The 13,016-nt window shown below is 40.4% G+C and carries 13 protein-coding genes; 3 read left to right on the top strand and 10 right to left on the bottom strand.

The window, feature by feature from the left end; all coding sequences use genetic code 11:
* Window positions 1-227 precede the first annotated feature (227 nt).
* On the top strand, window positions 228-482 hold the full coding sequence (locus FBF83_RS07480) for a GlsB/YeaQ/YmgE family stress response membrane protein (protein WP_136947138.1): 255 nt from the start codon (window positions 228-230) through the stop codon (window positions 480-482).
* Window positions 483-634: 152 nt separating this feature from the next.
* Here the strand turns inward: FBF83_RS07480 and FBF83_RS07475 are convergent, their stop codons facing one another.
* The 3 genes from FBF83_RS07475 to FBF83_RS07465 form a co-directional block, all read right to left on the bottom strand.
* Window positions 635-844, bottom strand: a complete 210-nt coding sequence (locus FBF83_RS07475) for a hypothetical protein (protein WP_136946548.1) — start codon at window positions 842-844, stop codon at window positions 635-637.
* 178 nt (window positions 845-1,022) lie between these two features.
* Window positions 1,023-2,198: a GNAT family N-acetyltransferase gene (locus tag FBF83_RS07470; RefSeq protein WP_136946547.1), complete on the bottom strand. Its 1,176-nt coding sequence runs from the start codon at window positions 2,196-2,198 to the stop codon at window positions 1,023-1,025.
* A 22-nt stretch (window positions 2,199-2,220) separates the two neighbouring features.
* On the bottom strand, window positions 2,221-2,796 hold the full coding sequence (locus tag FBF83_RS07465; RefSeq protein WP_136946546.1) for a hypothetical protein: 576 nt from the start codon (window positions 2,794-2,796) through the stop codon (window positions 2,221-2,223).
* A 182-nt stretch (window positions 2,797-2,978) separates the two neighbouring features.
* On the opposite strand from FBF83_RS07465, the gene FBF83_RS07460 reads away from it, so the two are divergent.
* On the top strand, window positions 2,979-3,263 hold the full coding sequence (locus FBF83_RS07460) for a spore morphogenesis/germination protein YwcE (protein ID WP_136946545.1): 285 nt from the start codon (window positions 2,979-2,981) through the stop codon (window positions 3,261-3,263).
* A 273-nt stretch (window positions 3,264-3,536) separates the two neighbouring features.
* Here FBF83_RS07460 and qoxD read toward each other — a convergent pair whose 3' ends face one another.
* Genes qoxD through qoxA form a run of 4 tightly spaced genes read right to left on the bottom strand, consistent with a single transcriptional unit; the run spans window position 3,537 to window position 7,387 of the window.
* Window positions 3,537-3,857, bottom strand: coding sequence for a cytochrome aa3 quinol oxidase subunit IV (qoxD, locus tag FBF83_RS07455; RefSeq protein WP_136946544.1), 321 nt, complete (start codon window positions 3,855-3,857; stop codon window positions 3,537-3,539).
* Between the two features lies 1 nt (window position 3,858).
* On the bottom strand, window positions 3,859-4,467 hold the full coding sequence (qoxC, locus tag FBF83_RS07450) for a cytochrome aa3 quinol oxidase subunit III (RefSeq protein WP_136946543.1): 609 nt from the start codon (window positions 4,465-4,467) through the stop codon (window positions 3,859-3,861).
* A gap of 17 nt (window positions 4,468-4,484) precedes the next feature.
* Window positions 4,485-6,422 carry a cytochrome aa3 quinol oxidase subunit I gene (gene qoxB, locus FBF83_RS07445; protein WP_136946542.1) on the bottom strand — a complete coding sequence of 646 codons (1,938 nt, stop codon included), beginning with the start codon at window positions 6,420-6,422 and terminating at the stop codon, window positions 4,485-4,487.
* 17 nt (window positions 6,423-6,439) lie between these two features.
* Window positions 6,440-7,387, bottom strand: a complete 948-nt coding sequence (gene qoxA / locus FBF83_RS07440) for a cytochrome aa3 quinol oxidase subunit II (protein ID WP_136947137.1) — start codon at window positions 7,385-7,387, stop codon at window positions 6,440-6,442.
* Window positions 7,388-7,727: 340 nt separating this feature from the next.
* Here qoxA and FBF83_RS07435 point away from each other — a divergent pair, with 340 nt between their 5' ends.
* A complete protein-coding gene (locus tag FBF83_RS07435) occupies window positions 7,728-8,519 on the top strand; it encodes an SDR family NAD(P)-dependent oxidoreductase (RefSeq protein WP_136946541.1) in 792 nt (263 codons plus the stop codon).
* A gap of 187 nt (window positions 8,520-8,706) precedes the next feature.
* On the opposite strand, the gene FBF83_RS07430 is transcribed toward FBF83_RS07435, so the two are convergent.
* The 3 genes from FBF83_RS07430 to FBF83_RS07420 form a co-directional block, all read right to left on the bottom strand.
* Entirely contained in the window at window positions 8,707-10,146 is a 1,440-nt protein-coding gene (locus FBF83_RS07430) for a sucrose-6-phosphate hydrolase (protein WP_136946540.1), read from the bottom strand.
* Window positions 10,147-10,210: 64 nt separating this feature from the next.
* Window positions 10,211-11,605, bottom strand: a complete 1,395-nt coding sequence (locus FBF83_RS07425; protein ID WP_136946539.1) for a sucrose-specific PTS transporter subunit IIBC — start codon at window positions 11,603-11,605, stop codon at window positions 10,211-10,213.
* Window positions 11,606-11,788: 183 nt separating this feature from the next.
* Window positions 11,789-12,778 carry a LacI family DNA-binding transcriptional regulator gene (locus FBF83_RS07420; RefSeq protein ID WP_136946538.1) on the bottom strand — a complete coding sequence of 330 codons (990 nt, stop codon included), beginning with the start codon at window positions 12,776-12,778 and terminating at the stop codon, window positions 11,789-11,791.
* Between the last annotated feature and the right edge of the window lie 238 nt (window positions 12,779-13,016).

Genomic DNA, 13,016 nt, shown 5'->3' with positions numbered 1-13,016 from the left:
TTAGAATGTTCTCTAACACTTACAAAAGAAAACGATGGATGAGTAGGTTTTACTCTTTAATAAATAACTGTACTATGAACGAGTAGCATACTAACACTAATTCATTCGTACAAAGTACAATTGAATAGAATTACGCATTTAGCAAAATATATACAGAAACCCTCGTGTTTTATTCTTTAAGCATAGAACAATACAGTAAGGGTAATGAGAATTTGGAGGTGTTTTCAATAGGATTTATATGGAGTTTAATCATTGGTGGTATTATTGGTTGGCTTGCTGGTGTTGTAACGGGCCGCGATGTTCCTGGAGGTATTATTGGAAATATTATTGCAGGATTTGTTGGTGCGTGGTTAGGTACGCTAATATTAGGTAATTGGGGACCGGATATCGGTGGATTTAGCATTATCCCAGCTATCATAGGCTCGATCCTCTTAGTGTTGATTGTGAGCTTTATCATTGGAAAAAGCCGCGATAGAAAGTGAAACATAATCTCAATAAAGTAGGAATACCCAAGGTCTCAGTTAAGGTTAGGATTCAAAAAGCACATATCTTTAAACAGAAATGTGCTTTTTTTAATTTCATTTTTAAAGTAATTATAATAGTGATGAAAAAGGGCACGTTATAACTTTTACGATTAACCAGAAATAAAAATGAGTGCCATAACTACCATTGTAATTAAAATGAATGCGCTAATCATAAAGGTTACAACCGAACCGAAAATATATCTCCCTTTTTTAGAATAATAAATGGAACTTGCTAAAGCCACTAGGAACATGATAGGAGAAATCATAAATGCATATGAAAGCAATGTTAATATAGCCAATAGCAAAAATAGTAAAGGCAATCTTTTCAACTCCTAAATTCTTTCTTACGCTAAGATACATCCGTTATACCTTAGTAAATAACCTCACCCTATTAATCGAAAAAGCAATGAGGTACTAAGGTTTCCCATCAGTTATGATGTTCTAGATATTTCTACTAAATAGAAGAACAAAACTAACCTACAGAAGTACGCTCTCACTCTAGAAGAAATCCATAAAATTTGTTTCCTTCTGAGGAACAATCCTCTTCAAAACCTCCAAATCTTTCTCAGAGCCCTCGAGCAACCCAGCTTGATATAGAAATTCAGGTGTTTGATACCCGGTTAAGATCGCCGTAAGTGTATTAATCGAACAGCGAAGACCTCGCTTGGGTGGATGCTCACATGATGCATTCGCTTTATCACCACGGTATACATCTATTGCATTACTCTTAATGTGAAAGCTCCCGTTATTCCACTCTGCATGCTCATCCTGAATATGTAGAAATAGTGACTCCGCATCTGTCATCTCAAAGGGATAATCTGTTAGAAAAGATTCCACATCTACAATTCGTGCCATGAAATAGGCTTCTACTTTCGTCTTTACTTTAGGATTCGAAAGGAGAAACGTGAATGGATCTCCCTCATGGGTTAGGAGCGTACCGCCATCAATCATCGAGTCATGGTGACAAAGATAATTCCATAGGCCTCGTCTTGCTTCACCGTCCAGACACACAAACTCTTCTACCTCAAGTGCACGATCTTTCACTTGATAATAAGCGTATCCTGTTATTTCTCCATCCTCATTTGTATAGCTTGCAAATAAGAAGCCTTCTGAATAGACTCGTTCTTTCCACCACTGTTCTGTACGAACGAGCATCCCGTTAAAGCGCTTAGCGAACGTTTCATATACTGGATTAAGTGTCTCGTACACATGCTCTAGTGAAATTCGTCGTACTTTTCCATTTACGCGAGGTAATGGCTGAAAATCTTCTTTTTTCAATTTAAGCTTCTTCCAACTACTCAGAACTTCAAAGCCAAATTTACGGTAAAACGAAATTTCAAATGGGTGTAGAAAGGAGATCGTTTGTCCTTTATTTTTCATTTCTGATAGAGCATGACGAAGGAGCTGTGCGACGCGACCGCCCCTTCGATATTCGGGATATGTAGCAACGGAAGCAATGCCACCCATAGCATATGTCTTTCCTGCCAACCAGGTCTCAAAATCAATTAAGTGAAGTTTGGCAGCAAGATCTTCCCCTTCAAAATCTCCCCATATTTCATGCTGAAGATAGCCAGCTTTTCGTTTTTCTAGTTCTTCTTCAGGAATTTGATATTGAAAAGCATATTCGGAAAGGCGAATTGCCTCCATCACTTCATAGTTTTCAAGTTTACGCATCGTTGTCCTCCTGTGACGTTTGTTATTTTTTCAATGTGACAATAAGTGGTCCGATGATGGGAATGACGCCGGCAAGTCCAGTAACCTGATCACGGTCACGTAAGGCAAGGATTGAAAGAGAAGTTAACACAACAAAATCAATCGTCATAACATGGACGAAATTGGATTCAAGAAATGCCGTCTCATACACACCAGGCTCTCTTGACAGAACTCCATATACCATTAGAAAAACAGTTAATAGTATAAGAATCAACGCAAGAACATTGGATGAAAGGAAACGCTGTAACTTAACAGGTATTCGATTTGCTCGCTCCACTTTCCTGTTCAGAATAAAATAAGGCAATAAGCTAAATGCTCCTAAAGCAAATGAACCAAGAACGAAAGGCCATGCTGGTACTGAACCTCGATCCGATCGAAGGAGCAATATAGCAAAAACGGCCGGCCAAACACCAAGCAACGAAAACATTGCGAGTAACCCGGGATCCGGATCGTTCATTGTCATCAAATCAGACAAATAACCACCATTCCCATCTGGGGCTAGATACATTGAATAGAAAATAAATCCAAGCCATACAATAAGTAGTATCATTCGTTTCATTCTTCGTCCCACTTTCTATCAACTCTTCTTAAAGCATAAAGTTCGGGCGAATAAATCTCAAATATGTGTACAATTTTCAAACAATTGTGGTATACTAATTGTAACAAAACATTCACAAATTATTCTTAGTTTCGACACATAAATAGTTTGTAAGCGGTATCAATTAAAGGAGTTGTTCACTTATGGATGTCTATATGGTTTATCTTTTCGTCATTACAGCTACGCCGCTGTTCCTCTGGCAGGATTATCGGAAACTTGCACTTGCTCACACACCATTTATTGTAGCGATTTGGGCTCTTCTTATATTCTATATCGGCGGAGGTATGACTACGGCAGCACATACACTCTTTATCACACTATTTGTCATTAATGTTCTTTTCGCACACCTTGCAGCATATCTCATCTTTGCACGTCCATTCCTTAAAGAACGTTCACTTGCAAAGAAGATGTCACCAACTAAAGAATAATTCAAAAAAGCTGTCACCATTTCCAGGTGAACAGCTTTATTTATTTGGCTTCTTCTAAGAGTTTGTTGTTTTTAATAGATGTATTAAAAACAACACTTAGCTGATTGGAGCGAAAGGATGCTCGACTCCTGCGGGATTAGCGGGACAGGTGAGACCCCACAGGCGCGCCTTACGCGCCGAGGAGGCTCACCGCCCGCCCCGCGGAAAGCGAGGATCCTGGAGCGGAAATCAACTGCTATTAAGCAGCATATCTTTTGAATAAAGCTATTTTATCTACATATAATGCATACCGAATGACATAACCCAGATTGTGCCTGCCACAACAGCTACAGCAATAAAGACGGCGTATAGAATCGTACCAACTTGAACACTACTATCTTCACTCTCAGTAATGTGCATAAACATTAAGAGTTGAATCGTTGCTTGTACTAGTGCAAGTCCTACGACGATCACCATGATTGTTGTGAGGCTAAAACCTGAGTAGAAACCAATCCAGAGAGCTAATAACGTTAATACGATCGATAGGCCGAAGCCTACTACGTGGCTCCATGGAAAGTGGCTATGACTGTTTGTCTGCTCGTTGTTAGAGGCCATCTTACATCACCATCCCATACAAGTAGACTGCCGTGAAGATGAAGATCCACACAACGTCAAGAAAGTGCCAATAAAGACTTGAAATAAAGACCTTTCTTGATGTATCTGGTGTTAATCCACGCTGTTTTAATTGAATGAGAATCAAGATAATCCATCCAATTCCCAATGTCACGTGGGCACCGTGAGTTCCAACAAGAACAAAGAATGCTGACCAGTACGCACTTGTTGTTAGTGCAGCACCTTCGTGGATATAATGCACGAACTCATATATTTCAAATCCTAGGAATCCTAGTCCAAGTGCTAGTGTAATCCCAATCCAGAGAAACACGCCTTTAAGCGAATGGTTTCTCATATAATGAATCGCTAGACCACAAGTAAAACTACTTGTTAAAAGCAAGAATGTTTCAATTAACACACCTGAGATTTCAAAAAGTTCTGCTGGGCCAGGACCGTCTGCAGTACGCCCTACTAATACTAAGTAGGTCGCAAACAGTGTTGAAAAGAGCGCGATCTCTGCACCGAGGAAAATCCAGAACCCTAGAATATTCAGACGGCCTGTTTCCGTCTGATATTCTAAAGGCGTGTTAGGAGAATGTTCGACTGCTTCCATGCTTCACGCCTCCTTTATTAGGTAGTCTTTTCATGTTCTTCTATCTCTTCTACGCTAACGTAGAATCCTTTGTCGTAATCAAATGAACGAATAACCATTGTTGCAAGAACACCAATTAATCCGAGAATTGACATCCAATTCCATGAGAAGACCATTCCGAATCCTGCGATGAAGAAGAACACACTCATCACAACCGGCACTCCTGAATAGCTTGGCATATGAATTGGTTTATATGGTTTCTTTTCTGGTTTCTTACCTTGTTTAATCTCTTCTTTCATAATCCAGAATGCATCATGACCCTTCACTTCAGGAAGATGGGCGAAGTTGTAATGCGGTACTGGAGCTGGTGTTGACCATTCAAGCGTTCTTCCATCCCACGGATCTCCAGTTGTTTCACGTGGAGAGTAGCGGAAGCTGTAATAAATGTTATAAACAAGAATCAAGAATCCGATCCCCATTAATACGCCACCCATTGTCGCAAGTACGTTCAAGCTCATCCAGCCGTCTCCGATTCCATACGTGTAAACACGACGAGGCATTCCTGCAAGACCAAGGAAATACATCGGGAAGAAACAGAGGTTGAAACCTGCTACGAAAATCCAGAAAGTCCATTTTCCTAAACGTTCGTTCAAACGATGATTGAACATCTTCGGGTACCAGAAGTGTAAGCCTGCAAAACAAGCATATACCGTACCAGAGATAAGCACGTAGTGGAAGTGAGCTACAAGGAAATACGTATTGTGGTACTGATAGTCAGCTGCTGCCATCGCAAGCATAACACCTGTTACCCCACCGATAACGAAGTTCGGGATAAAGGCTAGCGACCACAGCATGGCTGTTGTAAACCGTATTCGTCCCTTGTACAGGGTGAACAGCCAGTTGAAGATCTTCACACCTGTCGGAACGGCGATTAACATCGTTGTGATGGAGAAGAATGAGTTAACTGCTCCACCTGCTCCCATCGTAAAGAAGTGGTGAACCCACACAAGGAAGCTTAATCCGGCAATAACGACCATGGAATAAACCATTGCTTTGTAACCGAATAGTGTTTTACGTGCGAATGTACTAATAATTTCTGAGAACATACCGAACGCTGGAAGAATAACAATATATACTTCAGGGTGACCCCATATCCAGAATAGGTTTGCCCAAAGCATTGGCATACCGCCATCCATCATTGTAAAGAAGTGACTTCCAAACAGACGGTCAAACGTCATAAGTGCAAGTGCCACGGTAAGAACCGGGAATGCAAAGATGATAATAACCATTGTAATTAATGAAGACCATGTAAAGATCGGCATTTGCATAAGCTTCATTGATGGTACTCTCATTTTCAAAATTGTAACGAGGAAGTTAATACCCGTTAGCAATGTACCGATCCCGGCAATCTGTAAGCCGAGTAAGTAGTAGTTCTGCCCTACTCCAGGGCTCAGTTCGAGTCCAGCTAGTGGAACATAACTTGTCCAACCAGCAGATGGAGATCCACCAATAACAAATGAAATGTTAAAGAGCATAGCTCCCATGAAGAACGTCCAGAAACTTACTGCGTTTAAGAACGGATATGCAACGTCTCGTGCACCAATTTGTAGTGGAACGACAACGTTAATTAAACCAATTAAGAACGGCATCGCCATGAAAATAATCATGATCGTTCCGTGAGTTGTAAATATCTCGTTATAGTGATTCGCATCCAAGAAGCCTGCATCTGGAACCGTTAACTGCGCTCTCATTAGCATGGCATCTACACCACCGCGGAATAGCATAAGAACTGCTGCGATGATATACATAATACCGAGTTTCTTATGGTCAACTGTTGTTAACCATTCAGTCCACAGCCATTTCCATTTCTTGAAATAGGTTAAGGCGAAGATTGCTCCGATCAACGTTAGCGCAATCGAAACGTCGGCGCCATATATCAGTGGATCACCGGTAACAAAAAATTCATCCAGTTTCATGGTGTCTTCCTCCTCTCTTAATGCGAGTGTTCCTCAGAGTCTTTTTTATCATCATGGTTCATATCTGAGTGGGAATCATGAGAATCATCATCTTGTTTAAGATTTTCTTCTTCATTTAATTCGCCGTTTCGCACTTTAGTTGCGTACTCAGCATCCATTCCATGATCTACCCATTGAAGGTGTGTTTCTGAGAATGTCATCTCTTCCACATGACCTTTCAACATGAGTTCATTGTATTTTTCTTGAGTAAGTTCAGGCGCATCTTGTGCCTCAGCTACCCACTCTTCGTAATCTTCTTCTGATTCAGCCGTTACAGTGAACGTCTGCTCGGTAAATCCTTCACCCGTAAAGTTCGCGTTACGACCTCTATATTCACCAGGTACATCTGCTTGTAAGTAGAGTTCATTCATCATACCGGACATTGTATATTCCTGCCCGCCTAGTGATGGTATCCAGAATGAACCCATTGAGTCTGCAGAAGCCAGTTTGAATAGAATAGGGTGATCTTCTGGAATATGGAGATAGTTAACCGTCTCAATATTTTCTTCAGGATAACTAAATACCCATTTCCAATCGACTGATGTCGCATGAATGACGATCGGATCTTTATGTGAAGTTGCTTCAGGAGCTTCCTCTAGAGCAAAGATCGTTTGAACAGTTGGAATTGCTAGAACAACTAGAATTATAATCGGAATAACAGTCCATACGATTTCAAGGAATACGTTACCTTCAATATGTGGAGGCTCGTATTCAGGACCGCTTTTACGCTCGCGATATTTTACTAGAATTAGAGTAAATAGAACAAATACGACAACAACAATAAAGAGCATAAATCCAATCGAGAATAGAATTAGATTTGCTTGTTGCTCCGCTACAGGTCCTTTTGGATCAAGCACTGTTAAGTTACTACAGCCACTCAGTACCATAACCGCAAAAAACATACTAAGTGCTAGCATCGACTTCATTCGCTTCACCGCCAGGCCACCTTCCTTTCTTTCTATATATTAGATAACTAGATTTTAAACATAAAAATGACAGTAAACACCCGTTAACACTGGTTATTGTAGCAGGTTCTTACTTCGAATGTGACATATGTCACAAAGTGTCAAAAGTTGCTCATGTTTCTATCACTTTTTCGACACAATTCATCCATACTTTGTTCATATTTATGGAATCTTTTAACCTTAATGGATAAAAAAGCGCTTGCCTATAAGCTCTTTCTTATTTTAAGACAGGTTAATTGTAATACTATTCTTCGGTTTGCTACAGTTTGGATATGCTTAAAATGTCGAAAGGAGAGTTTTTATGGACTTACAACTATCAAATAAACTAGCGCTTGTTACTGGTTCTACCTCTGGGATTGGGAAAGGGATCGCTGAAACACTACTAAAAGAAGGTGCAGAAGTTATTGTCAATGGACGCACAGAGGAACGAGTTAACAATTTGGTCGAGGAACTTTCCTCTTTCGGGAAGGTTCATGGTATTGCTGCCGATCTTTCCAAAGCTGAAGAAAGTCAGAAACTTGTAGACGAAGTAAATAGACTAGGAAAGTTAGATATTCTCGTTAACAACATGGGCTTTTTCGAAGTAAAAGCATTTGAAGAAGTAACAGATGAAGAATGGATGACTTATTTCCAAACAAATGTCATTAGTGCGGTTCGTCTTTCGCGTCAATTTCTTCCAGACATGCTTTCTCGTGACACAGGTCGTGTCCTTAACATTGCAAGTGAAGCTGGCGTTAAGCCACTTGCTCAGATGATTCCATACTCTGTCACAAAGAGCTCGCTTATCAGCTTATCGCGCGGACTCGCTGAAATGACGAAGGGCACGAATGTAACAGTTAACTCTGTTCTCCCAGGCCCAACTTGGACTGAGGGCGTTGCAGGATATATGAAAGGCGCTGCGGCAGAGGAGAATAAGGATCTAGAAAAGTTCACGCAAGATTACTTTAAAGACAATGAACCTACATCTCTTATTCAACGATTTGCTACGGTTGAGGAAGTTTCTAACACAGTCGCTTTCCTCGCGTCTCCACTATCGTCAGCAATTAATGGATCTGCTCAGCGTGTAGAAGGCGGAATTATTCGCTCTATTTAAATGGCTCTTTACGCATACATTGTTACTATAAGAGTGAGTTAATTTCCGCTCCAGGATGCTCCAATTAATTACGTGTTGTTTTTTTATTCAATAATTATTTCAAAAGCAACAATCTTTTAGAAAAGAGCCATATAATTAAATATCAAAAGCCCCGGCAATGAATGCCGGGGCTTTACTTTGTAATAGATTAATTGATTCCCCATTTTGTTGCTTCAAAATGAACTTCACCAACGCCCTTGAAAACAAGACTTTCCTCATTTTCTCTTGGGAAAATTCTTGACGTGAAGACTTCTTCTCCACCATTTACAAACACTTCGATTGAGGATGCATCTACAAAGAATCGAAGCTCCCTTACTTCTGCAATTGAACAACTACGAGATTCCTCTTTGCCATCGATAAAGCTCTCTCGCTTAAATGTAAGTTTCTGTTCTTCTGAATCAAAAATCATCGAAGCGTGGTTTCGGAAATGAATAGAGAAAGAACCATCTACTTTTCTAAGTTGTAGAAGTAATTCATAAACAGTACCGTTCATTTCTCTCCATTCTATTTTTTCATTTGAAAGATTCGCCGTTTTCTCTACTTTTTGGTGACGCAATGCTTCTAGTTCTGGCACAGGGCGTTGAATTAATTTGCCATTCACATAGTTCAGCTCACGTGGAATGGTTAGCATATGAATCCATTTATGCTCTCTTGTTGGATGATGTTCTTCCCCCTGTTCAGGAACACCCATCCAACCGATTAACAGGCGTCGTCCATTCTCATCAAGTGTCGTTTGAGGAGCATAGAATTCAAAGCCACGATCAAGTTCATTAAACGAGCCATGAAATAATTTTCCTTCTTCATAATCAAGTTTGCCAGTTAGGTATCCTGTTTGATACACATTTTGATATAAGTCACCCTCAGCCTCTAGTCCCTGAGGAGAAAATAGCAAGACGTCTGTTCCATCTAATTCAAATAAGTCAGGACACTCCCACATGTAACCGAACGAGCCAAGTTCTTGATGACCTGAAGCTGTTACATCCCCTTTTAAATCCCAGTTCTTTAGATCGCTAGACTCGAATAGTACTACTCTACCTTCTTCGTCTAGATTCTGCGTTCCGATGACCATATACCACTTATCTAAATGCTGCCATACTTTCGGATCCCGGAAATGGGCGGTATACCCTTCTGGAAGATTTAGAACAACGCCCTTCTTATCAAAATGGATACCATCCGTTGATTCAGCCAGACACTGATACGTTTCACGATTGCCGGCTTCATCTTTCACATTACCCGTATAGAATAGCAGCATCTTATCTTCATGACTGATTGCACTACCAGAATAACAGCCGTTTTTATCGTACCAATCCCCTGGAGCCAAAGCGGTTGGAGCAAGCTTCCAATTAACTAAATCAGTTGACGTATAATGTCCCCAGAACTTGGCACCATGATCAGTACTGAATGGCATCCATTGGAAGAACACATGATAGACACCATTCCACTGAATAAATCCATTTGGGTCATTTAATAGACCTACTGGTGGCATGAGGTGAAAACGAGAACGGTGATGGTCACCCTCCACTGTTTCACGGTGTGCTTCCATTTCTTTAAGCGCTAATTCTTTTAATTCTTCATTTCGCTCAAGCATATTTATCACCTATATCTTTAATATTTTGAAAAGGGGCCACTCTATGAGGACCCCTTCGTTATTTCTATTTATCAAGCATTCCGTCTTTGTAACCGAACGCCCATGTTAAACCAAAAGCGATACCGATTGAAATGATGTTAACGAGAAGGTACAAGAAAATTTGGCTGTTTAAGAAAAGCAGTGTACCTGGAATTACCGTTACGGCTAGACCCGTTGCTTTCAATTTAAATAGGGAAGCAAGAAATCCTCCGACAGCACCTCCGATAAGTCCCATAACAAACGGCTTCATGTAGCGAAGGTTAACACCAAAGATTGCTGGCTCCGTAATTCCAAGGAATGCAGAAAGTGAAGACGGAAGCGCAAGGGCCTTTAGCTTTTTCGACTTCGTTTTTAAACCAACTGCAAGTGCAGCTCCACCTTGTGCTGCGATTGCAGCAGAGATAATTGGATTAAACGGGTTAAAGCCAAGGTTTTCAAAAAGTTGAATCTCAAGGAAATTAAAGATATGGTGCACACCAGTAATAACGATAATCTGGTGGAAGAACCCAATAATCAATCCACTTAAACCAAATGGAAGATCAAGAATATAGATTGTTCCTGCCATAATATACTCTTCAACGGTATGGAAAATAGGTCCGATCGCAAATAGCGACAGTGTAATCATAATTAACAGAACAAGAAACGGAGTTAGAATTAAGTCCAATGATTCTGGAACCATTTTACGAATTCGCTTCTCAAGCTTGGCACCTAGTAAACCAGCAACGAAAGCTGGAATAACGGAACCCTGATAACCTACAACTGGAATGAACCCTAGAAACTTAAGCGGTTCTGCATTACCTGCTGCAACTTCCCACGCATTAGGAAGCGCAGGTGTTACAAGCATTAAACCAAGCACTAACCCAATCGTTGGATTTCCTCCGAATACACGGAACGTTGACCAGGCTACAAGTGCAGGTAAGAAGATAAAGGCTGTATCCGTTAATACTTGTGTAAATAAGATGAAGTTATCCGAAATGTCCGCTGGTGTTAATCCGAAAAGCGCAAGGATCTGTTCTTGAAGAACGAGACCACGTAATCCCATAAATAGTCCTGTTGCAACTAATGCCGGTATAATTGGAACAAATACGTCGCCAAATGAACGAACCGCACGTTGGAAGGCATTGCCTTGTTTAGCGGACTCTTCTTTTTGATCTGCTTTCGTTGAACCTGTTGCACCTAGTGCTGTTACCTCATCATAAATGCGGTTAACCGTTCCTGTTCCAAAAATCACTTGATACTGCCCAGAGTTATAGAAAGCACCTTTTACTTTCTCAACCCCTTCTACTCTTTCTTGATCAATTTTCTCTTTATCATGAACCATGATGCGAAGTCTTGTTGCACAGTGCGCAACTGATTGAATATTCTCCTGTCCACCAATTGCTTCAATAACTTCCTGCGCAATTTCACGATTTGTCGCCATATTAATATCCCCCTCCGATATGTTCACTTAATGTGGTATCGATTCCATATTGCTTAGAAAATGAATGCGAGCGTTTACATTTTCTTGATTCTATTCCCAGTGTTTCTTGTAAAAGACATTTCATTACATGTGTGAACGATTCCACATCGTTGAAAAAAGAAGTGACATCGCTTTCAAAAGCTACTATACACTATCTCTTTTTATAAGTCTATAGTTAAGTTTTATTTTTTCTTTTTCACCCACTTTTCCTGTTAACTGCTCCAAGATAAGCTGAGCAGTCTTTTGGCCAGCATCTTCGTTGAAATAGTCTACGGTCGATAACGGTGGTGTTACATGCAGTGATAAATCCGATGCTCCTATACCAAATAACGCTACTTCACCCGGAACGTCAATTTGCTTTTCTTTCAAATAACCAAGTGCACCAATGGCCATTCGATCAGTTACTGCAAAAAGGGCTGTTGGCTTAAAATGTGTATCTTCCATTAACTGTTTCGCTGCTTGATAGCCCGATTCAAAGCTGAAGTTTCCATGCTGAATCCACTCTTCTTTAACAGGAAGATGATGCTTTGCCATTGCATCTAGATAACCTTGCTTACGAACGACCCCAACAGCATGATCTGTTTCAGGTACTCCGATAAAAGCAATATCTTGATGTCCTTTAGAAATGAAGGACTCTGTTACGTCAAATGCTGAATTGTAATCATCATACACAACGGATGTGACACCCGTAAGTTCCTGGCCAAGTGCAACAAAAGGAATCGATAAGTCAGCAATCGTTTCAAGCAAATCTTGATTTCGATTTGTAGCAAGTAAAATAATGCCGTCTACCTGACGACTTTTCAATAGTTTAATATTTTCAATTTCCTTCTCAGGTTTCAATTGGGTGTTTGTTAATAGAATTTGATAGCCATTAGCTGCCAATTCTTCTTCAATTCCATTTACAACTCTACTAGCTGTTTCAGTGCTAATTCTAGGTAGAATGACACCAATAACGCCCGATCGCTTCGTTCGCATCGTCTTAGCATGAGCGCTAGGAATATATCCCATCTCTTTAACCGCTTCTACTACACGCTGTCTAGCTTCATGGCTGACGTAGCCATTGTCGTTAAGAACTCTTGATACAGTTGTTCGTGAAACACCAGCGCGCTTCGCAACATCTTTAATAGTTGGCATAACCGTTCCTCCACTTGAGCAGATTCTCCAATCTCATCATAATCGAAATGCAAATGGTTGTCTATAACTGGAAAAACATGTAGCCTTATTAAAATGCGTAAGGCAACATGTTTTACATTCATTTCATTAGCCTCTATGATAAAAAGGTCTATGCATTATTTCGTGTCACTAAATAAATTGAAAGACATTTGAGGTAAATAAACCTCACCCGCCATCATAAATGGCGGTATAAATGGAA

Origin of the sequence: Guptibacillus hwajinpoensis, from assembly GCF_005144865.1 — a bacterium.
GTDB classification, from domain to species: Bacteria; Bacillota; Bacilli; order Bacillales; family Guptibacillaceae; genus Guptibacillus; species Guptibacillus hwajinpoensis_A.
This window is presented reverse-complemented; position numbering and strand designations above follow the sequence as displayed.

Excerpts from the sequence above, each read along its gene's own strand:
- FBF83_RS07465 (WP_136946546.1), bottom strand. The coding sequence starts at position 2,796 with ATGAAACGAATGATACTACTTATTGTATGGCTTGGATTTATTTTCTAT.
- qoxC (WP_136946543.1), bottom strand. The coding sequence starts at position 4,467 with ATGGAAGCAGTCGAACATTCTCCTAACACGCCTTTAGAATATCAGACG.
- FBF83_RS07420 (WP_136946538.1), bottom strand. The coding sequence starts at position 12,778 with ATGCCAACTATTAAAGATGTTGCGAAGCGCGCTGGTGTTTCACGAACA.
- FBF83_RS07430 (WP_136946540.1), bottom strand. The coding sequence starts at position 10,146 with ATGCTTGAGCGAAATGAAGAATTAAAAGAATTAGCGCTTAAAGAAATG.
- FBF83_RS07460 (WP_136946545.1), top strand. The coding sequence starts at position 2,979 with ATGGATGTCTATATGGTTTATCTTTTCGTCATTACAGCTACGCCGCTG.
- qoxA (WP_136947137.1), bottom strand. The coding sequence starts at position 7,387 with ATGAAGTCGATGCTAGCACTTAGTATGTTTTTTGCGGTTATGGTACTG.
- qoxD (WP_136946544.1), bottom strand. The coding sequence starts at position 3,857 with ATGGCCTCTAACAACGAGCAGACAAACAGTCATAGCCACTTTCCATGG.
- FBF83_RS07425 (WP_136946539.1), bottom strand. The coding sequence starts at position 11,605 with ATGGCGACAAATCGTGAAATTGCGCAGGAAGTTATTGAAGCAATTGGT.
- FBF83_RS07470 (WP_136946547.1), bottom strand. The coding sequence starts at position 2,198 with ATGCGTAAACTTGAAAACTATGAAGTGATGGAGGCAATTCGCCTTTCC.
- FBF83_RS07435 (WP_136946541.1), top strand. The coding sequence starts at position 7,728 with ATGGACTTACAACTATCAAATAAACTAGCGCTTGTTACTGGTTCTACC.
- qoxB (WP_136946542.1), bottom strand. The coding sequence starts at position 6,422 with ATGAAACTGGATGAATTTTTTGTTACCGGTGATCCACTGATATATGGC.